The following is a 22,560-nucleotide window of genomic DNA, read 5'->3' on the forward strand; positions in this document are numbered from 1 at the left end:
TTCGTCACCTTTCCGGGGATACCGCTTGCCTGCGGCGCCGCACCGAGTCGCGGGCCGAGGACACGATGTTGGGGAGCAGGACCGACACGATGAGGAGCACGCCGGTCACGATGTTGAGGGCTTCGTTGGACACGTCCTGCAGCCGCAGCGCGTTCTGCAGGGACGCCAGCAGGACCACCCCGGCCAGCACGCCGGGGAGCGTGCCCTTGCCGCCGAAGATGGACACGCCGCCGAGCAGCACGGCGGCCACGACGGCGAGTTCGAGGCCGAAGCCGTTGTCGGCGCGGGCGCTGGAGTACCGCAGGGTCCACAGCACCCCGGCGAGCCCCGCGACCGCCCCGCTCACGACGTACAGCCAGAACTTGAGCCGCCCGGTGCGGATGCCGGCGAACCGGGCCGCCTGTTCGCCCGCCCCGGCCGCGAAGACGCCGCGGCCGATCGGGGTCGCGTGCAGCACGACACCGAAGATCAGCGCGACGACCACCAGCGGGATCAGCACGTTCGGGATCGGGCCGTCGCCGATGGTGCCGGTGACCCAGCTCGTGTAGTCGCGGGGGAAGTCGGCGACCGCGCCGTCACCCAGCACGACGAACGCGAGCCCGCGGTAGAGGGCCAGGGTGCCGATGGTGACGGCGAGCGAAGGCAGTTTCAGCACGGTGACGAAGAAGCCGTTCAGCGCACCGAGGACCGCGCCGAGCACGACGCAGAGCGGGATGATCGTCTCGATGGACAGCCCCGCGTCCCACAGCGAGCCCATGACCGCCGACGTCAGCCCGAGCGTGCTCGCCACCGACAGGTCGATCTCGCCGGTCACGATGATGAACGTCATCGGCAGCGCGACCAGCGCGATCGGGAGCAGGTCGAGCAGCAGGAAGGTGAAGTTGCGGCTGGTGCCGAAGTTCTCGACCGCACCGGAGGCCACCACCAGCACGATCACGGTGACGAGCACGACAGCGGCGTCCCAGCTGAGCAGCCTGCCGAACCGGTTCCCTCGCTCAGACATGGGAGTCCCTCTTCTTCAGTGCCTTCGCGACGCGCACGGCCACGAGCCGGTCGGCGCCGATGGCCAGCAGGATCAGCGCGCCGACGATGGCCTGCTGCCAGAACTGGTTGATGTCGAGGACGGCGAGCGCGCTGCCGATGACGGTCAGCAGGAGCGCGCCGAGGCCGGCGCCCCAGACCGAGCCGCTGCCGCCGAACACCGCCACCCCGCCGACGACGGCCGCGGCGACGACGTTGAGCTCGTAGCCGGTGCCGGCGGCCGCGTCCACGGTGCCGAACCGGGCCGCGAACAAGACTCCGGCGAGTCCGGCGAGGGCGCCGCTGACGAGGAACGCGGCGATGGTGTTGCGGCCGACCCGGATGCCGGCCAGCTGCGCGGCCTGCGGGCTCGACCCCATCGCGTACAGCTCGCGCCCGGCCGGGTAGCTGCGCAGCACGATGCCGGCGACCACCAGCACCAGCAGCGCGATGAGGACCAGCCACGGCACGCCGAGCACCGACGCCGTGCCGAAGTCCAGAAAGGACGCGGGCAGCTTGTCGGCGTTGATCTGCTGCCCGCCGGCCCAGAAGTAGCTGACCCCGCGGAACGCGTAGAGCGTGCCGAGCGTGACGACCAGCGCGGGTACCTGGCCGAACCGCACGAGCGCGCCGTTGAGGAGGCCGCACACCGCGCCGGCGGCCAGTCCCGCGAGCACGGCGACGATCACCGGCAGCCCCGGGTTGTCCTTCATCAGCGTGCCGACCGCGAACGCCGACAGGCCGAGCACGGAACCGACCGACAGGTCGATGTTGCGGGTGATCATCACGACCGCCTGCCCGACGGCGAGCACCGCCAGGATCGCGGTGCCCAGCAGGATGTCGCGGATGCTCTGCCCGGACAGGAACCGCGAGTTCTGCGTCGCGGTGAACGCGACCAGCACGACGAGCGCGAGCACGATGCCGGATTCGCGCGCCTTGAAGACGTTCGCGGCCCACGACCGTCGTTCGTGGACGGTCCGCCCGGGGGTCACGGTGGCCTCCTTCGTCGCGGTCATGCGGCGGCTCCCTGGCCCATCGCGGCGAACATGACGGCGTCTTCGGTCGCGCCGGCGCGCGGGAGCTCGGCGACGATCCGGCCTTCCCGCATCACCAGGACGCGGTCGGCCATGCCGAGCACCTCGGGCAGTTCCGACGACACCATGACGATCGCGACGCCTTCGGCGGCCAGCGCCGACATCAGCCGGTGCACCTCGGCCTTCGTCCCGACGTCGATGCCGCGGGTCGGCTCGTCCACGATCAGCACCTTCGGCGCCATCGCCAGCCACTTGGCCAGCACGACCTTCTGCTGGTTGCCGCCCGAAAGCGTCCCGACGGGGTCGCCGAGGCGGCGGTACTTGGTCCGCAGGCGTTCGGTCCAGTGCCGGGCTTCCCGCCGTTCGCTCGCTCCGGTGAGGAAGCCGAGCTTCGCGAGCGCCCGCGACCGTGGCAGCGTGACGTTCCGCTCGATCGACAGGTCCATGATCAGGCCCTGCTGGCGCCGGTCCTCGGGCACGAGGGCCATCCCGGCGGCCATCGCGGCCCGGGCCGAGTGCGGCTTGAGCTTCTTGCCGCTCACCTTCACCACGCCCGCGTCGCGCTCGTCGACACCGAACACGGCCTGGACGACTTCCGAGCGCCCGGAGCCGACGAGCCCGGCGAACGCGACGATTTCCCCCGCCCGCACCGAGAAGGAGATGTCGCGGAACACGCCTTCCCTGGCCAGGCCGTCGACTTCGAGGACGACCGCGCCGGGTTCGACGTCCTGCTTGGGGAACAGCGCGTCGAGGTCGCGCCCGACCATCCGCTTCACCATCTCGTCGACCGTGACGTCGTCGAGCGGGTCGGTGGAGACGTGCTTGCCGTCCCGCATGATCGTGACGCGCTGGCAGAGCGCGGTGATCTCCTCGAAGCGGTGGGAGATGAACATGATCGCCGCACCTTCCTGGCGCAGCGTGCGGGCGACGCTGAAGAGCCGCTCGACCTCGATCTGGGTCAGCGCGGCGGTCGGCTCGTCCATCACCAGCACGCGCGCGTCGGCGCTGAGCGCCTTCGCGATCTCGACGATCTGCTGGTCGGCGATGGAAAGGCCACGAGCGGGACGAGCCGGGTCGATCCGGACGCCGAGGCGGGCGAAGAGGCGCTCGGCCTCGGCGCGGATGGCCGCCCGGTCGATCCGGCCCATGCTCTTGCGCGGATGCCGGCCCATCACGATGTTCTCCGCGACGGAAAGGTCGGGGAAGAGCGTGGGTTCCTGGTAGATCACCGCGATGCCGGCGGCCTTGGCGTCCGCCGGGGAACCGAATTCGACCGGCGTGCCGTCCAGGAGCAGGGTGCCGTCGTCGGGTTTGTGCACCCCGGCGAGCATCTTCACGATCGTGGACTTGCCGGCGCCGTTCTCCCCCACCAGCGCGTGGGCCTCCCCGGCGTGGAGGCCGAAGCTCACGCCGGCGACCGCCGCGACGGCGCCGAACGACTTCGTCACGCCGCGCACCTCCAGCAGAGGGGCTGGACCCGGGTCCTGCCGCGTCATCGCGACCTCCGGATTGAAAGGTTTCACAAACCTGGCGCGGTGACGCTACTATGCGACAGAAGAGCAAGTCAATGAATCGGCCGAACCGTGGCCGAACGGCTTCGTCCGCCGATAGTTCGTGGCGATATTACGTTTCAATGAGGGGGTCCGATGACGGTCCAGGAGTCCGGGGCCGAGCCGAGAGCGGCCGGCATCAAGGACGTCGCCGCGGCGGCCGGCGTCTCCCTCGGCACGGTGTCGAACGTGCTCAACCGCCCCGACCGGGTCAGCCCCGCCACCCGCGCGAAGGTCGAAGCCGCGATGGCCGAACTCCGGTTCGTGCGCAACGAATCCGCGCGGCAGCTGCGCGCCGGGCGCAGCCGCGTGCTGGCCTACGTGATGCTCGACGGCAGCAACCCGTTCTTCACCGACGTCGCCGCCGGCATGGAGGACGCCGCCGACGCCGGCGACCTCTCGCTGTTCCTCTGCAACAGCGCCCACCAGCCCGCGCGTGAGGCGGCCTACCTCGGCCGGCTGGAACAGCAGCGGGTGCAAGGCATCCTCATCACGCCGGTCGACCCGGACGCCCCGCTGCTGGCCGAGATCGCGCGGCGCGGCACGCCGGTGGTCGTCGTCGACCGCACGCCCGGCGGCACCGCGCACTGCTCGGTCGCGGTGGACGACGTCTACGGCGGCGAAATCGCCGTGCGGCACCTGCTCGAGCAGGGGCACGAGCGGATCGCGTTCATCGGCAACCACACCGCGGTGGGCCAGGTCCGCGACCGGCGGCTCGGCGCGCTGCGGGCGCTGAGCGCCGCGGGGCTCGCCCCGGACCGGCTGGTCGACCTGACGACCACGGCACTGACCGTGGCCGACGGCCGCGAGGCCGGCGAACGGCTGGCGGGCCTGCCCGCGGCGGTCCGCCCCACCGCCGCGTTCTGCGCCAACGACCTCGTCGCGCTCGGCCTCCTGCAGACCTGCGCGAGCCTGCGCATGGGCGTCCCGGACGACCTGGCGATCGTGGGCTACGACGACATCGAGTTCGCCGCGGCGGCCGCGGTCCCGCTCACCTCCGTCCGCCAGCCCCGGCGCCGGCTGGGCCGCACGGCCGCGGAGCTGCTCCTGGCCGAGACCACCGAGCCCGGGCACGAGCACCGCCAGGTCGTCTTCACCCCCGAACTGGTGGTCCGCGCTTCGACGTTGCGCTGAACCCCGTGCCGTCGGGTGTCCCGGTGGGACACACTGGGGAGGTCCGCACCGGAGTACGGAGGTCGCCCATGGCCGGTCCGCGGCTTTCGCGGCGCGAGTTCCTCGCCGCGGGCGGGGCCGCGCTGCTCGGCGCCGCCGTCGCCGGTTCGTCCGGGCTCGCCGCGCCCGGCCCGGAAACCGCGCGGTTGAACGATTTCTGGTTGTTCGGGCGGTACGCCGACGGTTGCGCCGACGCCGGGTTCGACGAGGTCGACCTCGACCCGGTCCGGCTACCCCACTGCGTGACCCCGCTGTCCTGGACGGGCTGGGACCCGGCGTCGTGGCAGGACCGCTGGATCTACCGCAAGCACTTCACCGCGACCGCGGGCGACCGGCTCCGGGCGCGCTTCGACGGCGTCATGACGAACGCGTCGGTGTACCTCAACGGCTCGCTCGCCGGCACCCACGAGGGCGGCTACCTCCCGTTCGAGGTCGAGCTGACCGGGGCCACCGACGGCGACAACGTCCTCGCCGTGGTCGTCGACGGGCGGTGGGCGCTGGACGTCCCGCCCAACCTGCCGGGCAGCACCGGCCCGGCGGTTCTCGACTTCTACCAGCCGGCCGGCATCTACCGCCCGGCCACGATCGGGACCGTCCCGCGCGTGCGGCTCGCCGACGTCTTCGCGTGCCCGGCCGACGTCCTGTCGCCCAGCCGGACGCTGCGCCTGACGTGCACGCTCGAAGCGCCGGTCGAGGGCGAGGTGACCGCGTCGGTGCGGCAGGCGGGCCGGGAACTGGCCCGCGGGACCGCGCCGGTCCACGGCTCCACCGCGGCGTTCGACGTCGGCGGGCTGGGCGGCGTCCGGCTGTGGGACGTCGAGGATCCCGCGTTGTACGAGGTGGTGGTGACCGTCCGGGCCGGGGCGGCGGTCGTCGACCAGCGGACGGTGCGGACCGGGTTCCGCGAGGCCCGGTTCACCCCCGACGGCTTCTTCCTCAACGGCAGGCGGCTCAAGCTGTTCGGCCTCAACCGCCACCAGTGGTTCCCGTTCGCGGGCGGGGCGATGCCGGACCGCGTGCAGCGGCGGGACGCGGAGATCCTGCGGCGCGAGCTGAACTGCACCATGGTCCGGTGCTCGCACTACCCGCAGTCGAGCGCGTTCCTCGACGCGTGCGACGAGCTGGGCCTGCTGGTGTGGGCGGAGATCCCGGGCTGGGGGCACGTCGGCGACGACGCCTGGCAGCGGCGGAACCTCCAGGACGTGGCGGGCATGGTCGTGCGCGACCGCAACCACCCGAGCGTCGTCGTGTGGGGCACGCGGGTGAACGAGGCCAACGGCACGACGGCGATGTACGCCAAGACCGGGCGGCTGGCGAAGCAGCTGGACCCGTCGCGCCCGACGAGCGGCGCGCTGGCCAGCACGACGGGCGCCCGGTACGCGGGCGGCGACGTCGAGGTTCTGGCGTACAACGACTACACCGCCCGCCGCGGCGCCCCCTTCCGGCTGCGCCCGCCGCGCCCGGGCGTGCCGTACCTGGTGACGGAGACGATCGGCACGCTCGCCGGCGCCCGCGCCTACCGCCGCACCGACCCGCCGGCCACCCGCCAGCTGCAGGCGGAACTGCACGCGAAGGCCCACGACCTCGCCGCCGCGGACGACCGCTACTGCGGGGCGCTGGCGTGGTGCGCGTTCGACTACCCGTCGGGCTGGCAGCGCTCGATCGGCGGGTCGAAGTTCGCCGGCGTGTCCGACATCTTCCGGATCCCGAAGCCCGCGGCGGCGTTCTACGCGTCGCAGGGCTCCCCGGACGTGCGGGCGGTCGCCGAGCCGGGGTTCGAGTGGGATTTCACCGCCCAGCCGACCGGGCCGGGCCGCGGCGCGACGATCTGGTCGAACTGCGACCGACTGGCGGTGTTCCTCGACGACCGGCCGGTGGGGGACGCACGCAGCCGCCGGGTGGACTTCCCGAACCTGCCGCACCCGCCGTTCGCGGTGGATCTCGTAGTCCCCCGCGGGCGGCGGCCGCAGCTGCGGCTCGACGGGTACGTGGGCGATCGGCTGGTGCTCAGCCGGCGGTTCAGCGGCGACCGGAGCTGGGACGTGCTCATCTGCGTCCCCGACGACGCGACCCTGCGCGCGGACGGCGCCGACGCGACCCGGGTGGTGCTCGCGGCGACCGACCGGTTCGGGACGGTGCGGGCGGGAACGACGGGGGTGGTCTCGGTGACGTTGGCTGGGCCTGGCGAGTTGATCGGGGACGCCAGTCTGGACTTCGGCGCGACGGGCGGCGCGGCGGCGGTGTGGGTGCGTCCGTTCGCGGGCCCGCCGGGGACGGTGGTGGTGACCGCGCACCACCCTGCGCTCGGCACCGCGGGAGCGACGATCACCACCAGCGCGGCAGAGGCACCGCGCTCATGACAGCTGCCGGCCCGGCGCGGCCCCGAGATGACGTGAATGACTCATTCCTGTCGTCGGACGACAGGAATGAGTCATTCACTACGTTCGGGCCCAGGGCTCCGGCCAGGTTGGAGCCGACGCGGCGGATCGTTGCACCGGCGGGCTCGCCCGATGTCTTGAATGAGTCATTCAGGTCGCCGGAGGTCCTGAATGAGTCATTCAAGACCTCCCGGGGGCCGCTCGAACCGGCCCGCCGCTCCCGACCCCGTCCTTGCCGCGACCCTGCCCCCGGCCTGAATGCAGTGAATGACTCATTCCTGTCGCCAGACGACAGGAATGAGTCATTCACGTCGTCGCCCCAGCGCACGGGCCGCCCGCGTCATCCCTCGGTGAGCACCCCCGCCAGCACCGCCGCCTGGCTGATCGACGGCGAACCGCTCGCCGTCAGCAAGGTCAGCGGGCCCTCCGCCATCAGCTCCCGCAGCCGTGCCAGTACCGCCGCCCGGTCCGGCTCCTGCAGCTCCGCGCGGTACCGCCGGGCGAACTCCGCGAACCGCTCCGGGTCGTGGCCGTACCAGGTGCGCAGGTCGTCCGATGGGGCCAGCTGCCGGTACCAGCCGTCCAAGACCACCGCCGTGCGGGCGGTGCCGCGGGGCCACAGGCGCTCCACGAGCACGCGCGTGCCGTCGGCGGGCCCGGCCGGGTCGGTCAGGCGCGCCACCCGGACGACCGTCGGCTGCATGCGCGCATTCTGCGGTGCGCCCGCGTGCGCCGCCACCGGAGCGGGGCGGTGACCTGGTGCGCAACCGCGTGACGCCGGACGGCGACGTCGTCGACATCCCGCTGCGGGGTGCCTGGACCGGGAACCGGGGCGTCCTGCACGAGGGCCGCGAGATCGTCCGCTTCCACGCCGGGAACCTCTGGATCACCTGCGCGCTCGAGTTCCGCGGCCGGTGGCGGGAGCAGTGGCTGCCGAACCGGTGGACGCACCTGTACTTCCACGACGAAGCCGTCTCCTTCGCCGCCGGGCACCGGCCGTGCGCGGAATGCCGGCGGGCCGCCTACAACGCCTACCGCGACGCTTGGCCGGGCCGTCCCTCGGCCGGCGCGATGAACCGCACGCTGCACGCGGAACGCCTGGTCCGCGGCACCCACCTCCGCCGACGGCACGAACTGCCGTGGGCCGGGCTCCCCGACGGCGTCTTCGTGCGGCGCGGCCCGCACCCGGAACTCGTCGTGGCCGGGCACCTCACGGAATGGACGACGGCGGGCTACGGCACCCGGCGGAAGCTGCCCCGGGCAGGGACCGTGCCCGTGCTGACCCCGCCGGCCACGATCGCCGTGCTTCGCGCCGGGTACCCGGTGCAGATCGACGACGCCGCCCGCTGACCGCGCGGAAGACCACCCCGGCGACCGTGGAGGGGTCGCCGGGGTGGTCCTACCCCCAGCTCGTGCCGCGGTGGGAACGAAAACCGAACCCGCCGGTTCCACCGGCGGAGCGAGCCGGCGCGTGGACATCGTCGGGTGGTGTCCCGCAGCCCGGTCAGGATCGCCGACCGGGCCTGCAGGAACCTTGCAGTACGCTTGCACGCCTTGCCCCGGCCGGGTGAACGGAGGTGACCGGGTGGAGTTCCGCGTCCTCGGCGCCGTCGAGGCCACGGCGGACGGCGCCCCGGTCGACCTCGGCTCCCGCAAGCAGCGGCTCGTGCTCGCCGTGCTGCTCCTCGACGCCGGCCGCCCGGTCTCGCGCGACCGGCTCGTGGACCTGCTCTGGCCCGCCGATCCCCCGGCGAGCGCGCGCGGCACCGTCCAGGCGCTGGTCTCCCGGATCCGCGCGGTCTTCCGCGCCGCGGGTGGCCCCGAGCTGGTCACCGAAGGGCACGGGTACGTCCTGCGCGCCGCCCCGGACGCGGTCGACGCGCACCGCTTCACCGCGCTCGTCCACCGGGCGCGCGCGGCCGGCGACGAAACCGCCGTGGCACTGCTGGGCGAGGCGCTCGCGCTGTGGCGGGGCGACGCGCTCGCCGGGGCCGCCGACCCCGACGTCGCCGAGCGGCTCCTCGCCGGCCTGAACGAGGCCCGGTGGAGCGCGCTGGAGGACCGGATCGACGCGCAGCTCCGGCTGGGGCAGGGCCGGGCCGTCCTGGCCGAGCTCACCGAACTGGTCGCCGCGCACCCGCTTCGCCAGCGGTTCGTCGGCCAGCTGATGCTCGCCCTGCACCGCGAAGGCCGCACCGACGCCGCGCTCGCCGCCTTCCGCGGCCTGCGCACCCGGCTCGCCGCCGAGCTCGGGCTCGACCCGGCGCCCGAGCTGACCCGCCTCGAAGCCGCGATCCTGGCCGGCGATCCCGCGCTCGACGCCGCGCCCGAGCCGGACGCCGTCACCCCGGTGCGCCCGGCCCAGCTCCCCCACGACGTCCGCGCCTTCACCGGCCGCGCCGTCGACCTGGCCCGGCTCGACGAACCGGCCGGCCCCGGCGCCGGCCCGGACATCCGGCTGGTCACCGGGACCGCGGGTGTCGGCAAGACCGCGCTCGCCGTCCGGTGGGCGCACCGCGTCCGGGACCGGTTCCCCGACGGCCAGCTCTACCTGGACCTGCGCGGGTTCGACCCCGACCACGAGCCGCTCACGCCCGCCGTCGCGGCCGCGCAGCTGCTGCGGGCGCTGGGCACCGGCCCGCGCGCGATCCCGCCGGACCCGGACGGGCGCACGGCGCTGTGGCGCTCGCTGCTGGCCGACCGGCGGGTGCTGGTCCTGCTCGACAACGCCCGCGACAGCGCGCAGGTGACGCCGCTGCTGCCGCCGTCGGGCACCGTGCTGATCACCAGCCGCCAGCGGCTCGGCGACCTGATCGCCCGCACCGGCGCCCGCGCGGTCCCGCTGTCCGTGCTGCCACCGGCCGACGCCCGGCAGCTGCTGGAAACGGTGCTCGGCCCGGCCGCGGTCGCCGCCGACCCGGCCGCCGCGGCCGAGCTGGCCCGGCTCTGCGGGCACCTCCCGCTGGCGTTGCGGCTGGCCGCGGCGAACCTCGCCGCCGGCGAGGCGTCCGGGATCGCCGAGCTGGCCCGCGAACTGGCCGGGGGCGACCCGCTGGCCGGGCTGAGCGTCGACGGCGCCGAGGAAAGCGCGGTGACGACGGCGTTCTCGGTGTCCTACCGCGCGCTGCCCGCCGAGCACCGCCTGCTGTTCCGGCGGCTCGCGCTGGTGCCGGGGCAGACGTTCACCGCGCCGGTCGCCGCCGAGATCGCCGGGGTCACCGAAAGCCACGCGAGCCGGCTGCTCAAGGCCCTCGCCGCCGCCCACCTCGTCGAGCGGCACCTGCCCGGCCGCTACCGCTTCCACGACCTGCTGCGCAGCTACGCCGCGACCAGGTCCGCCGCCGACGACCCGCCCGCGGACCGGGACGCGGCGCGCCGCCGGTTGTTCGACCACTACCTCGCGACGGCCGACGCCGCGGGCCGCGTGCTGATCCCGCACTTCCTCCGCCTCCCACGCGCAGCACCCGCGCCCGTCTTCGACGGCACGGAAGCGGCCCTGGACTGGCTGGACACGGAGTGGCCGAACCTCGCCGCGGCCGTCGAACACCCCGAGGCGCGCGAGTACGCCTGGCACCTGGCCGACGCGCTCCGGGCGTTCTTCCACCACCGCGGCCACCACGCCGAGTGGCTCGAAACAGCCACGACCGCGCTCGCCGCCGCCCAAGCCGCGGGCGCCCGCCAGGCCCAGGCGGCGATGCGGTTGTCGATCGCGCTCGCCGGCGTCAACAGCGGCCGCTACGCCGACGCCCGCGCGCACCTGACGACGGTCCTGCACGACGGGCTGGCCGCGGACTGGCCCGCCGGCCGCGCGGCGGTGCTGAACAACCTGAGCGCCGTCCACCAGCGCCTCGGCGACCCGCACGAGGCGATCGCGTGCGGCCTGGAATCGCTGCGGCTGTGCGAAGAACTCGGGATCCCGGGTGTGACGATGGCGCTGGCCAACGTCGGCTTCGCCTGCGGCCAGGTCGGCGACCTCGACGAAGCCCTGCGGCACTTCGGCCGCGCCCTGGAGATCGCGGAACGCGACGGCGCCCGGTTCAGCGTGGCGGTGGTCCTGGTCGACCTCGGCCACGTATACCGCGACCTCGGCGACCCGGTCGCGGCGTCGTTCTACGAGCGGGCGCTGACGGCGAACCGCGAGCTGGGCTACCAGTACGGCGAAGCGGCGGCGCTGTCCGGCCGGGCGGTGCTGGAGTCCCGCGCGGGCGACGCCACGCGCGCGTTGACCGACGCGGCGGACGCGGTGGAGCTGACCCGCCGCATCGGCGACCGCGGCACGGAGGCGTCGGCGCTGGCAGCCCTAGGTGAGACGTGCCTGCGGTTGAACCGCCCGTCCGAGGCGGTCCAGCCGCTGTCGGCGGCGCTGGAGATCGCGCGCGAGACGAGCTTCACGTGGTGCGAGGCGGCGGCGTTGACCGGCCTCGCCGAGGCGGCGCTCGCACTGGGTGACGCGGAGGAAGCCCGCACGCACGGCGAAGCGGCGGCCAAGCTGGCGGCCCAGTCCGGCTACCGCCCCCTGGAGACACGAGCCGCCCGCACCCTCGACGAGGGCGCGGGCTGACTCGCGGGCTCAGCAGCTGCCGGTGGGCGGGGCCGAGCACTTCACGCGGGAGAGGATCGTCGCGAAGTTGTCGTGGTAGGCCGTGCTGATGGCCGGGTTCTCCACCTTGATCAGGATCTCGTCGTTGTCGCGCAGCGCCGCGCCCGACACGTTGTGCGAGCCGGTGAAGACGATCGACCGGTGGGCCGTCTCGTTGTAGTGGCCGGTGTAGAGCATGTACTTCGAGTGGACCGTGATCTCGCGGCCGTTCACCGTCGAGCTGTAGCGCTTGAGCGTCACGTTCGCCTTGCCCTTGAGCGCGGCGAGCGCGGCCGTGCCGATGGTGCCGTAGACGATCCGGACCTGGCAGCCCAGCTTCGCGATCCGGGCCAGCTCGGTGACCACCGGGGTGCGCGAGTCGGCGATGTTCGCCTGGGCGACGTCGAGCGCGCAGCCCGCCTCGTACTTGGTGATCCACTTCAGCAGCTGCGCCCACGTGTCGGTGGCGAACTCCTCCGAGGTGCCGCCCTTCGAGTCCGCGCGCGGCGAGAGGTAGCTGGTGACGCCGCTGTCCGGCGACTTGTGGTAGCCGCCGTCGTCGAAGTAGCCGTTGTCCTTCTTCTGCGCCAGCATCTTCCGCACGTGCCCGAGGTAGAAGCCGTACAGGTCGGGGTCGCCGTAGGTGAGCAGGGCGTTGTTGAACATGTTGCCCTGCGCCGTGGTCAGGTTGTGGGAGCCGATGACGACGACGTCCTTCTTGCCCTCGGTCTCGGAGAACATCCACAGCTTGTCGTGGTTGATCGAGTGCGGGCTGCCGCCGTGGGCGATGCACCCGGTGTCGATCCCGCCGGTGCCGCAGAACACCAGCTGGGTGAGCCCGGCGGACTTGAGGATCGGCATCGCGGTGTTCGCCGGGTCGTCGTCGGCGCCGCCGTCGATGGCGATCCGCACCTTGACGCCGCGGGCCTGCGCCGCCTTGATCGCTTCGGCGACCGCGGGGCGGGTCCAGCTGTAGACGGAGAAGTGGATCTCCGCGCCGGCCGGGGTTCCGTCGACCAGCTGGACCAGTCGTTGTTCGATCGAGTGGTCGCGGTCGCCGTTCTCGGCCGGGGTGTTGAAGAGCGCTTCCATCCCGCTCGCGGCGACGTCGGCCGAGGCGGCGGTCGCGACCGCGCCGCCGGACAGCGTGAGCAGCGCGCAGACGGCCGCGGCCAGCGCTTTGATCTTGGGGACCATGTCTTCCTCCCTGTCGGATGGCCCCAAGCTCGCAACCCGGCGTACAAGATCCGTACACCGGGCGCATACCCGGCGAACCGGCCAGGCTTGCGAGTTCGCCCGCCCGGGCCGAGACTGCCGGGATGGATCAGCCGTTCTCCGGGGCGACCACCGCCCTCGTCGGCCGGGCGCGGCAGCACGCGCTCGGTGACCTGCTCCGCCGGACCGCCGCGCGGGTGCCGGGCAAGCTCGCCGTCGTCGACGGGACGCGGCGGCTCACCTTCGCCGAGTTCGAGGCCGCCGCCAACCGGTGTGCCCACGCGCTCGCCGCGCGGGGCCTGCGCAAGGGTGACCGGCTCGCGCTGCTCGGCCACAACTGCTGGCAGTACGGCGCGCTCGCCTTCGCCACCGCCAAGCTCGGCGTGCTGCTCGTGCCGGTCAACTTCATGCTCGGCGCCGACGAGATCGCCTACATCCTCCGCCACGCCGAGGTCTCCGCCTTCATCGCCGAGGACGCGCTCGAACCGACCGCGCGGAAGGCGCTCGAACTCGCCGGCCTGGACGACGTCGTCCGCGGGCGGATCGGGACGGGTGGCGAGTGGGAGGACGTCGACGGCTGGCTGTCCGAAGGGGACACCGCGCCGCCGGACGTCTTCGTCGCCGACGACGACCCGCTGCGGATCATGTACACCTCGGGCACGGAGTCGCGGCCCAAGGGCGTGCTGCTCTCCAGCCGGTCCCTGATCGCGCAGTACGTCTCGTGCGTGGTCGACGGCGGCATGAGCGCCGACGACGTTGAGGTGCATTCCCTGCCGCTGTACCACTGCGCGCAGCTCGACTGCTTCTTTTCCGTCGACGTCTACCTCGGCGCCACCAGCGTGATCCTGCCCGGCCCGGACCCGGCCGCGCTGCTCGCCGCCGTCGAACGGGAACGCGCGACGAAGCTCTTCGCGCCGCCGACGGTGTGGATCTCCCTGCTGCGCCACGAAAACTTCGACCGCACCGACCTCTCCAGTCTGCGAAAGGGTTACTACGGCGCGTCCGCGATGCCGGTCGAGGTGCTGCGGGAACTGCGCCGCCGGCTGCCCGGCGTCGAGCTGTGGAACTTCTACGGCCAGACGGAGATGTCGCCGCTGGCCACGATCCTGCGCCCGCACGAGCAGCTCGACCGGGCCGGGTCGGCTGGGCGGGCCTCGCTCAACGTCGAGACCCGGATCGTCGACGACGAGGACGAGCCGGTCGCGCCCGGTGTGGTGGGCGAGATCGTGCACCGCAGCCCGCACGCCACCCTCGGCTACTACCGCGACGAAGAAAAGACGGCCGAGGCGTTCCGCGCCGGCTGGTTCCACTCCGGCGACCTCGGCGTCGTCGACGAGGACGGCTACCTGTCCGTCGTGGACCGCAAGAAGGACATGATCAAGACCGGCGGCGAAAACGTCGCCAGCCGCGAGGTCGAAGAAGCGTTGTACCTCCTCGACGGCGTCGCCGAAGCCGCGGTGTTCGGGATCAGCCATCCACACTGGATCGAAGCGGTCACCGCCGTCGTCGTGCCGCGGGAAGGCGTCACGCTCACCACAGCGCAAGTGATCGACCACGCGAAGTCACACCTCGCCGGTTACAAATGTCCCAAGTACGTCGTATTCACGGACCGGCTTCCCAAGAATCCGAGCGGCAAGATCGTCAAACGAGAATTGCGGGAACGACACAAAGGACTCGCGACCGAGAGCTGAACCACCGAAAACTGCTTGCGCGACACGGGAGACCGCGGATACCGTCGGCCACCCGCCACCGCCTTCCGAGGAACGCGGGCCGACCGTCCCGCCAGGGCCAACCGGCCCGGAAACGTCGTACCCGCAAGCCATGGCGCGCGCCGTCCGTCGGGTCTAGGAATAGAGGCCGTCCGTCTTTCCCCGATTCGAAGGGATTCGCTCGTGTCCGTTTTCATCGCCGTCCTCCTCGCCCTGGGAGCAGGGCTGGTCGTCGGCAGCCGGGTCCACAGTGCCCGGGAAGCCCGCTCCAACTACTCCGCCTACCGGGCCCGGACCGCGAAGGGGTTCGGCGAGATGATCCGGTCCACCGTTTCGGCCGGTGTCGCGGTGGTCGGCGCGCTCGTGCTCCTCTTCATCCTGCTGAACGTGCTCCAGCAGGCCTGAGCCCGGAACCCGACTCATGGCGGGTTGTTGCCGCCCCGGCCGCGGAGGACGCTTTTCCGTGGCCCCGACGGACGGGGCCGCGAAAGGACTCCCCCATGAGATCGAGGGTGCTTTCTGCTGCGCTCGGTGCGGCCGTAGGCCTGCTGGGCACAGCCGTCACCGCCGCGCCGGCCGAGGCCGCGGCGGTCTGCGGTGACCAGGTCGTCGGCAACGGCGGGTTCGAAAGCGGCACCACGCCGTGGACCCAGACCAGCGGGGTCATCTCCGCCGCCACCACGGCGGAGCCGGCCCACGGCGGCACGATGGACGCCTGGCTCGACGGCTACGGCAGTACGCACACCGACACCCTTTCCCAGTCGCTGACGCTGCCCGCGGGCTGCGCGTCGGCGGCCCTGTCGTGGTGGTCGCACATCGACACCAAGGAGACGACGACCAGCAGCGCCTACGACAAGCTGGTGGTGCAGGTCGGCGCCGACACCCTCGCGAGCTACTCGAACCTCGACAAGAACACCGGGTACGTCCAGCGCACGGTCGACGTGTCGCGCTACCTCGGCCAGACAGTGACGCTCAAAGTCACCGGGACCGAAGACTCGAGTCTGGCCACCAACTTCCTCCTGGACGACTTTTCGCTGACCACGACCGGTTCGCCGAACCCGCAGTCCCCGGTCGTCACCTCGCCCGGCGCCCAGTCCGGCGCCGCCGGCCAGGCCGTGTCGCTGCAGGTCCAGGCCAGTGACCCGCAGGGCGACGCGCTCACCTGGACCGCGACCGGCCTGCCCGCCGGGCTGGCCATCGGCGCGAGCACCGGGAAGATCACCGGCACGCCCACCACGGCCGGGACGTCGTCGGTCACGGTCACCGCCAAGGACCCCGCCGGCAACAGCGGCAGCGCGACCTTCGCCTGGACGATCACCGCGGCGCCGGCCGACTCCACGCGCACCCCGATCAACCCGGCCTACACGGTGAACCTGACGTCGAACACCGCGGGCGACACGTGGAACGGCCACCAGAGCGTCAGCTTCACCAACGGCTCCGCGAGCGCGCTGCCCGAGGTCTACCTGCGGCTCTGGGACAACTACCACGGCAGCTGCCCGACGACGCCGATCACGGTCACCAACGTCACCGGCGGCACGGCGTCGGCGCTCAGCGTGAACTGCACGGCCATGAAGATCACGCTGCCCGCGCCCCTGGCCCAGGGCCAGTCCGCGACCATCGGGTTCGACCTGAAGATCGTCGTGCCCAGCGGCGCCGACCGGTTCGGCCACGACGGCGCGTACAACATGATCGGCAACGCGCTGCCGGTGCTCGCGGTCCGCGACGGCGCGGGCTGGCACCTCGACCCCTACACCAACAACGGCGAGTCCTTCTACACCGTGATCAGCGACTTCGACGTCACGCTGGTGCACCCGACGTCGCTGCTGACCCCGGCCACCGGCTCCTCGACCGAGACGACCAGCGGCACCACGACGACCACGCACGCGACCGCGTCCAAGGTCCGTGACTTCGCCTGGGCCGCCGGGCCGTTCGCGAAGATCACCACGACGTCCGGCAAGGGTGTGCGGGTCAACGTCTACTCGGTCAGCGGGATCTCCACGAGCAGCGCGAACCAGATGCTGAGCCTGGCCGCCGACTCCATCGACGTCCACTCGGGCCGCTTCGGCGACTACCCGTACGGCGAGGTGGACGTGGTGCTGGACAACAACTTCTGGTTCGGCGGCATGGAGTACCCGGGCTTCGTGCTCGACCTCGTGTCGACCACGGCGCTCCCACACGAGCTGGCGCACCAGTGGTTCTACGGGATCGTCGGCGACGACGAATACAACTCCCCGTGGCTGGACGAGAGCTTCACCGACTACGCCACCGACCTCTACCGCGGGGTCACCGGCAGCGGCTGCGGCATCACCTGGCAGTCGAGCGCGGAGAAGCTGACCAACTCGATGGCCTACTGGGACGCGCATTCGTCGCGGTACTCGACGGTCGTCTACAACTACGGCAAGTGCACGCTGCACGACCTGCGGCGGCTGCTCGGCGACACGGCGATGGCGAACCTGCTGAAGTCGTACGCGCAGTCGCACTGGTACGGCGTCTCGACCACCGCGGAGTTCAAGGCCGCGGCGCAGGCGGCGGCCGGGTCGACCGACCTGACGTCGTTCTGGGCCTCGCACCGCGTGGAGGGCTGAGAAAACCGGTTGGAGTTCCCCGTCCACGTCCGCCACTGTGGGGGACATGGACGGGGAACGGCTGTTTTGCGACGTCGCGCTGGCCGAGCGGATCGAACGCGCCGAGGTGCGGCTGGTCGTCGAAAGCAGCGACGCGTCGCGCGCCCGCCGGGGTGACCCGCTCGGGTTCACCCGGCCGCTGGCCGGCGGGGTGGCCAGCTTCGCCGAGGCCGACTCGCCGTTCAACAAGGTCGCCGGTCTCGGCTTCGCCGGTCTGCCTGACGCGCTCGACGAGGTCGAAGCGGCCTTCGCCGAGCTGGGCGCGCCGGTGCAGATCGAGCTGTCGCAACTGGGCGACACGGCGGTCGGCGCGTTCCTGACCGGCCGCGGCTACCGGCTGGAGAACTACGAGAACGTGCTCGGCCGGCGACTCGGCGGCACCGGCTTTCCCGAGGGTGTCCGCCGGATCGGGGACGACGAGCTGGAGACGTGGCTGGCCGTCGTCGCCGACGCGTCGGCCGTCGCCGACACCGAAGGCGTGCTCTCGCACGAAGACTTCCCGCGCGAGACCATCGTCAACGCGCTGCGCGACATGCCGGGAATGCTGCGCTTCGCCGCGGAACGGGACGGCGAATTCGCCGGGGGCGCCGGTCTTCGCGTCGCGGGCGGGATCGCGCAGCTGGGTGCCGCGGCGACGCTGCCCGCCCACCGCCGCCGCGGTGTGCAGACGGCACTCGTGCACGCCCGGCTCGCGGCGGCCGCCGAACTCGGGTGCGACCTCGCCGTGGTCACGACGCAGCCGGGGTCGCGCTCGCAGCGGAACGTGCAGCGGCTGGGGTTCGACCTGCTCTACGCGCGGGCCGTCCTGGTGAAGGGTGTTTCGGCGACGAGCTCCTCGGGCGCCGAGAGCCGCCAGGCTTCGTAGAGGAGCTCGGCCAGCTCGTCGGCGTCGATCTTGTCCAGGTACACCACGACCCAGCCGAACCCGCCGGTGGTGAACTGGACCTCGAAGACGTCCGGGCGCTCCGCGACGAGCGCCAGCTGTTCGGAAATCTCCTGCTTCAGGCCGACGGTCCGGGTGCGCGGCCAGAAGTAGCCGAACCGCTTGCCGCGCACGCTGAACGAGGAGTAGTCACGCGCTTCCGAGCGCTCGACCTCCGCCAGCCGGCCGAGCAGCTGTTCGAGTTTCCGGACCGTCACCGTCACCTGTCGTTCCCCCTGTCTCCGGCGACTACGGTAGCGCGCCGGTACGGTGCGGGACATGAGCATCCGCGAAGCCGTGCTCGACGACGGACGCGTGGTGGTGGTCAAGCGCGGGCACGCCCCCGGCGCGACCGCCGCCGAGGCCGCGGGACTGCGCTGGCTGGCGGCGGCGGCCGAGGTCCCGGTGCCGGAAATCCACCGCGCCGACGACTCGCAGCTGGTCCTGGACCGCGTCCCGGCCGGGCGGCCGACCACCGCCGCGGCGGACCGCTTCGGCCGCGGGCTCGCGCGGCTGCACGCGGCCGGGGCACCGGCGTTCGGCTCACCGCCCCCGGACGGGCCCGCCGACGCGTGGATCGGCCGCGCCCCGATGGCCAACGTGCCCGGGGACGACTGGGCGTCCTGGTACGCCGGGCAGCGGGTGCTGCCCTACGTCCGGCTGGCCGTCGACGCGGGAACGTTCGGCCCGGCCGAAGCCGCGGTGTTCGAGCGCGCCTGCACCCGAATCCCGCCGTCGGCCGAGCCGCCGTCCCGGCTGCACGGCGACCTGTGGAACGGCAACGTCCTGTGGGACGGCGAGCGAGCGTGGCTGATCGACCCGGCCGCGCACGGCGGCCACCGCGAGACGGACCTGGCGATGCTGCACCTGTTCGGCTGCCCGCACCTCGACCGCGTCCTCGCGGCGTACCAGGCGGAAGCCCCGCTGGCCGACGGCTGGGCCGACCGGATCGGGCTGCACCAGCTGTTCCCGCTGCTGGTGCACACCGTCCTGTTCGGACAGTCGTACGCCGGGCAAGCACTGGCGGCCGCGCGTTCGGTCTAGTGCTCGGTCCATGAACGTTGGCTGGTTGGTGTTCCCGGCGAACCCGGGGTAGCGGCCGGAGCCGACGAGCCGATCCATACGGGATCTCCTTACCCGACATGGCTCTGTCGGGAATCGGATTCTACGGTGATTCCATGGTCATCGTTCGTCCCGCTTCGCGCTTCGAAGACGTCGCTTCGATCCTCGACCCGAGCGGGAACGAGCGTGCCTGCTGGTGCCTCGCTTACCGCGTCACGTCGGCCGAGTACAGCGCGCTGCGTGGTGAAGCACGCGCCGAGCGGGTCCGCCGTCTGTGCGCGGGCGAGTTCGCGCCGGGTGTGCTCGCTTACGACGGGGCCACCCCGGTCGGCTGGTGCGGGGTGTCGCCGCGGTCGAGCATGGAGCGGCTGAAACGCTCCCGGACGATGCCGCCGCTCGACGACCTGGCGGTGTGGAGCGTGGTCTGTTTCGTGGTGCGCTCCTCGCACCGTGGCCAGGGTGTGTCCGCGGCGCTGCTGGCCGGGGCGGTCGACTACGCGCGTTCGTGCGGCGCGCCGGCGGTGGAGGGCTACCCGGTCGATCCGGAGGGCGCGCGCATCGGTTCGAGCGCGGCCCACGTCGGCACGACGTCCCTGTTCGAAGCGGCCGGATTCGAGCGGATCCGGCCGACCGGGGCGCGGGCCGATCGCCGCGTCCGCTGGCTGGTGCGGCGGGATCTCCGCTGACCGTGACCTCAGCCGGCTGAAGCCGGAGGCGGGCCGGATCGCCGGCGGCCGCGCGTTCGCTCTAGCAGTGCTGGAGCATCGACTCCAGCGCCGTCTTCTCGGGAACCGTGATCGTCAGGCCGTAGTTGCGCTTCACGACGATCCAGTCGGTGGCGTACGTGCACCAGTACGACACGAGCGGCGGCTTCCACTGGTCGGGCGCCTTGTCGCTCTTCTGCTCGTTGAGGTTGTCGGTGACCGCGTGCAGCTGCGGGCGGACGAGGTCGTTCGCGAACTGCTCGCGGCGCTCCTGGGTCCACGTCTTGGCGCCGCTGGCCCAGGCCTGCCCGAGCGGCACCATGTGGTCGATGTCCACATCGGACGCCTTCTGCCAGGTTTCCCCGTCGTAGGCGCTCACCCAGGTGCCGGACTTCGCGGCGCAGTCGGCGTTCGTGGTGACGTTCTTGCCGTCGCGCTTGAGCACCTCTTCGCGGGTGTCGCAGGCGCCGTCGACCTTGTCCCAGTGCGGGAACTTCTCGCGGCTGTAGCCGTCCATGGTGCCGCGGACGGCGACCTTGAGCTGCCCCAGCTGCGCCCGCGCCTCGGCGGGGGCGATCGGCGGTGCGGCGGCCGTGCCGGTCGGCTGGGCCCCGGCGGCGAGCTCGCCCGGCACCTTGCAGCCGGTGAGGGCGGCGCCGGTGAGGACGGCCAGCAGGACGAGCGCTCGGGTGCGCGGCATCGTGAACCCCTTTCACGTCTACCGGGAGGTGCCCAGCCGGCGCCGCGGGGAAACGGTGCAGATGGCCCAGTTGGCGCGATCTTTACGAGCCGTGGAAGACCTGTGCCACGAACACCGCGGCGATCACGCCCGCGGTGACGAGCAGGAGCAGCACGGTCAGGAGACCCCAGGGCACCTGCCGGATCGGCCGTTGCCGCGGGAAGACGGCCGAATCCGGCCGCCGGGGCAGCGGGACGACCGGCTCGCCGGGTTCCTCGGCGGCGGGCGGGGTTTCGACCGGCACCGGCAGCACCGCAGGCAGCTCCGGCAGCCGCGGGACGACCGGCAGGCGCGCCGGGAAGCCGTCGGCGACCAGTGCGGACCGGGGCGGGGCCAGGTGCGCGAGGGACAGCGCGTAGCAGGCGTCGAGGACGTCGTCGGCCGACCAGACGGTCCGCCACCGGTTGTGCTGAGTGATGATCCGGCGCAGGCTCCGCGGATCGGCGAGGACGACGGCGACCCCGGGCACGGTGGCGGGCTCGTGCCAGTGCGGCTCGGCCGGCGGCACGACCGCGACCAGGCCCGTGACGTACCGGCCGCCTTCGTGCCCGGCGAGCGCCCCCTTCGCCGCGGCCACCGCCGCACCGGCCCGCTCCCCCGATCCCGGGTCCGGGCCGGGCTCGTGCGCCGCGATCACCACCACCCCGGTGCGCGTGAACACGAGCGCGTCGACGAACCGGGGGCCACCGCGGCTGGGCAGGGCGATGCCCGCCAGCGCCAAGCCCGGCAGGTGGTCCGGCCCCCGGCCCCACGAACGCAGCAGCTCCACGAGGTGCTCCGCCGCGGCGGGCAAGGCGCGTTCGGTACCGGGGTGCTGGAGGGCCACGAGCAACGCCGGTCACTCCTCCCACGAAATAGGGCACTTCGACGGTAAAAGCCCGACCGCCCGCGCCCCAGCAGCCGAACGAGTGGTCGAACACCACCGTGCGTGATCGCGGGCATGCTGGGACCCAGCCGACGAAGGAGAACGCCATGGGCTCACCCCCGCCCGCTTACCAGGGCGCCGCACTCGAGGTCGACCGGTCGTTCTACCGGCGGCTCGCCACCGAGCCCGGCCGGGTGCGGGTCGACGCCTTCGAGATCCCCCTCCGCTCCGGCCGCGCGTGGCGGGTCCCGAAGGGGCACCTGTGCCGCCTCCTGACCGTCGAAGGGCCGCAGGTCGGCGACCTCAACCTGTGGCACGCCGACGACCCGCGCGAACGCTTCTGGGCCGCGCGCACCCGCCAGCTCCAGCGCGCGCACGTCAGCACGTTCGACCGCCTCTGGTCGACGCTGCCGTTCCTGCGCCCGCTGGCCACGATCACCGCCGACACCCTGGAACACCACGGCGAAGACGGCGACGGCGGCCGCGTCCACGACCTGCTCGGCACCCGCTGCGACCCGTACGTCAACCGGCTGCTGACCGGTGAGGACTTCGACTTCCACTGCCACTCGAACCTGGTCCGGGCGGTCGCGCCGTTCGGGCTCACCGAGTTCGACGTCCACGACGTGCTGAACGTCTTCCAGTGCACCGGGCTCACCGACGACGACCAGTACTTCATGAAGGCCTGTCCGGCCCGCCCCGGCGACTTCTTCGAGTTCTTCGCCGAGGTCGATCTGCTGTGCGCGCTGTCGACGTGCCCGGGCGGCGACCTGTCCGTCCCGCTGTGGGGCCCGGGCGCGCGCGACCCGATCGACACCTGCCACCCGATCGGCGTCGAGGTGTTGGCACCGCGCGCCGGCCTGCTCGAGGACTGGACGCCGCCGGCCCGCGCGGCTTACCGCGGGCTGCACGGCATGCGGCTTCCCGGGGCTCCGGCGGAAACTCCTTGAGCGGAAAGGCTTGTGCTCCGCGCCGCTTGCGCGCCGTGT

At 72.7% G+C, this 22,560-nt stretch carries 19 protein-coding genes; 11 read left to right on the top strand and 8 right to left on the bottom strand.

Annotation, left to right across the window (positions count from 1 at the left end; translation table 11 throughout):
* Positions 1–4: 4 nt before the first annotated feature.
* From SD460_RS25860 to SD460_RS25870, 3 genes are read right to left on the bottom strand one after another with little or no spacing between them, the layout of a single operon-like run.
* Positions 5–1,003 carry an ABC transporter permease gene (locus SD460_RS25860; RefSeq protein ID WP_290059287.1) on the bottom strand — a complete coding sequence of 333 codons (999 nt, stop codon included), beginning with the start codon at positions 1,001–1,003 and terminating at the stop codon, positions 5–7.
* The gene (locus SD460_RS25865) at positions 996–2,036 is read right to left on the bottom strand and encodes an ABC transporter permease (protein ID WP_290059288.1); all 1,041 of its coding nucleotides are present in this window, start codon (positions 2,034–2,036) and stop codon (positions 996–998) included. The genes SD460_RS25860 and SD460_RS25865 overlap by 8 nt, the downstream gene beginning before the upstream one ends.
* Entirely contained in the window at positions 2,033–3,550 is a 1,518-nt protein-coding gene (locus SD460_RS25870; RefSeq protein ID WP_290059289.1) for a sugar ABC transporter ATP-binding protein, read from the bottom strand. The genes SD460_RS25865 and SD460_RS25870 overlap by 4 nt, the downstream gene beginning before the upstream one ends.
* A gap of 150 nt (positions 3,551–3,700) precedes the next feature.
* Here SD460_RS25870 and SD460_RS25875 point away from each other — a divergent pair, with 150 nt between their 5' ends.
* Together SD460_RS25875 and SD460_RS25880 are read left to right on the top strand one after the other, a co-directional pair.
* On the top strand, positions 3,701–4,738 hold the full coding sequence (locus tag SD460_RS25875; RefSeq protein ID WP_318306844.1) for a LacI family DNA-binding transcriptional regulator: 1,038 nt from the start codon (positions 3,701–3,703) through the stop codon (positions 4,736–4,738).
* Between the two features lie 68 nt (positions 4,739–4,806).
* Complete coding sequence (locus SD460_RS25880; protein ID WP_318306845.1) at positions 4,807–7,137, top strand: glycoside hydrolase family 2 protein; 2,331 nt, start codon at positions 4,807–4,809, stop codon at positions 7,135–7,137.
* Between the two features lie 358 nt (positions 7,138–7,495).
* On the opposite strand, the gene SD460_RS25885 is transcribed toward SD460_RS25880, so the two are convergent.
* Positions 7,496–7,858 (bottom strand): DUF488 domain-containing protein, encoded by a 363-nt coding sequence (locus SD460_RS25885; RefSeq protein WP_290059291.1) that lies wholly within the window; start codon positions 7,856–7,858, stop codon positions 7,496–7,498.
* Between the two features lie 56 nt (positions 7,859–7,914).
* Here SD460_RS25885 and SD460_RS25890 point away from each other — a divergent pair, with 56 nt between their 5' ends.
* The gene (locus SD460_RS25890) at positions 7,915–8,505 is read left to right on the top strand and encodes a hypothetical protein (RefSeq protein WP_290059292.1); all 591 of its coding nucleotides are present in this window, start codon (positions 7,915–7,917) and stop codon (positions 8,503–8,505) included.
* Positions 8,506–8,740: 235 nt separating this feature from the next.
* Positions 8,741–11,716 (top strand): AfsR/SARP family transcriptional regulator, encoded by a 2,976-nt coding sequence (locus SD460_RS25895; protein ID WP_318306846.1) that lies wholly within the window; start codon positions 8,741–8,743, stop codon positions 11,714–11,716.
* A 9-nt stretch (positions 11,717–11,725) separates the two neighbouring features.
* On the opposite strand, the gene SD460_RS25900 is transcribed toward SD460_RS25895, so the two are convergent.
* On the bottom strand, positions 11,726–12,931 hold the full coding sequence (locus SD460_RS25900; protein ID WP_318306847.1) for a phospholipase D-like domain-containing protein: 1,206 nt from the start codon (positions 12,929–12,931) through the stop codon (positions 11,726–11,728).
* Between the two features lie 122 nt (positions 12,932–13,053).
* Here SD460_RS25900 and SD460_RS25905 point away from each other — a divergent pair, with 122 nt between their 5' ends.
* From SD460_RS25905 to SD460_RS25920, 4 genes are all read left to right on the top strand, one after another.
* A complete protein-coding gene (locus tag SD460_RS25905; RefSeq protein ID WP_290059354.1) occupies positions 13,054–14,640 on the top strand; it encodes an acyl-CoA synthetase in 1,587 nt (528 codons plus the stop codon).
* A 201-nt stretch (positions 14,641–14,841) separates the two neighbouring features.
* Positions 14,842–15,063: a hypothetical protein gene (locus tag SD460_RS25910; RefSeq protein ID WP_290059356.1), complete on the top strand. Its 222-nt coding sequence runs from the start codon at positions 14,842–14,844 to the stop codon at positions 15,061–15,063.
* Between the two features lie 107 nt (positions 15,064–15,170).
* Positions 15,171–17,243, top strand: a complete 2,073-nt coding sequence (locus SD460_RS25915; protein WP_290059361.1) for a putative Ig domain-containing protein — start codon at positions 15,171–15,173, stop codon at positions 17,241–17,243.
* Positions 17,244–17,289: 46 nt separating this feature from the next.
* The gene (locus tag SD460_RS25920) at positions 17,290–18,147 is read left to right on the top strand and encodes a GNAT family N-acetyltransferase (protein ID WP_318306848.1); all 858 of its coding nucleotides are present in this window, start codon (positions 17,290–17,292) and stop codon (positions 18,145–18,147) included.
* Here the strand turns inward: SD460_RS25920 and SD460_RS25925 are convergent.
* On the bottom strand, positions 18,072–18,428 hold the full coding sequence (locus SD460_RS25925; RefSeq protein WP_290059359.1) for an MmcQ/YjbR family DNA-binding protein: 357 nt from the start codon (positions 18,426–18,428) through the stop codon (positions 18,072–18,074). The two genes, SD460_RS25920 and SD460_RS25925, sit on opposite strands and share 76 nt — an antisense overlap.
* Before the next feature lie 55 nt (positions 18,429–18,483).
* Here SD460_RS25925 and SD460_RS25930 point away from each other — a divergent pair, with 55 nt between their 5' ends.
* On the top strand, positions 18,484–19,248 hold the full coding sequence (locus SD460_RS25930; RefSeq protein WP_318306849.1) for a fructosamine kinase family protein: 765 nt from the start codon (positions 18,484–18,486) through the stop codon (positions 19,246–19,248).
* A 134-nt stretch (positions 19,249–19,382) separates the two neighbouring features.
* A complete protein-coding gene (locus SD460_RS25935; protein WP_290062721.1) occupies positions 19,383–19,952 on the top strand; it encodes a GNAT family N-acetyltransferase in 570 nt (189 codons plus the stop codon).
* Positions 19,953–20,013: 61 nt separating this feature from the next.
* Here the strand turns inward: SD460_RS25935 and SD460_RS25940 are convergent, their stop codons facing one another.
* On the bottom strand, positions 20,014–20,670 hold the full coding sequence (locus SD460_RS25940) for an HNH endonuclease family protein (protein WP_290062720.1): 657 nt from the start codon (positions 20,668–20,670) through the stop codon (positions 20,014–20,016).
* An 82-nt stretch (positions 20,671–20,752) separates the two neighbouring features.
* Positions 20,753–21,535: a hypothetical protein gene (locus tag SD460_RS25945; protein WP_290062723.1), complete on the bottom strand. Its 783-nt coding sequence runs from the start codon at positions 21,533–21,535 to the stop codon at positions 20,753–20,755.
* Positions 21,536–21,681: 146 nt separating this feature from the next.
* Here SD460_RS25945 and SD460_RS25950 point away from each other — a divergent pair, with 146 nt between their 5' ends.
* Entirely contained in the window at positions 21,682–22,521 is an 840-nt protein-coding gene (locus SD460_RS25950) for an urea carboxylase-associated family protein (protein ID WP_290062719.1), read from the top strand.
* The last annotated feature ends 39 nt before the right edge of the window (positions 22,522–22,560 follow it).

The sequence above is a fragment of the Amycolatopsis solani genome (assembly GCF_033441515.1).
Taxonomy (GTDB): domain Bacteria; phylum Actinomycetota; class Actinomycetes; order Mycobacteriales; family Pseudonocardiaceae; genus Amycolatopsis; species Amycolatopsis solani.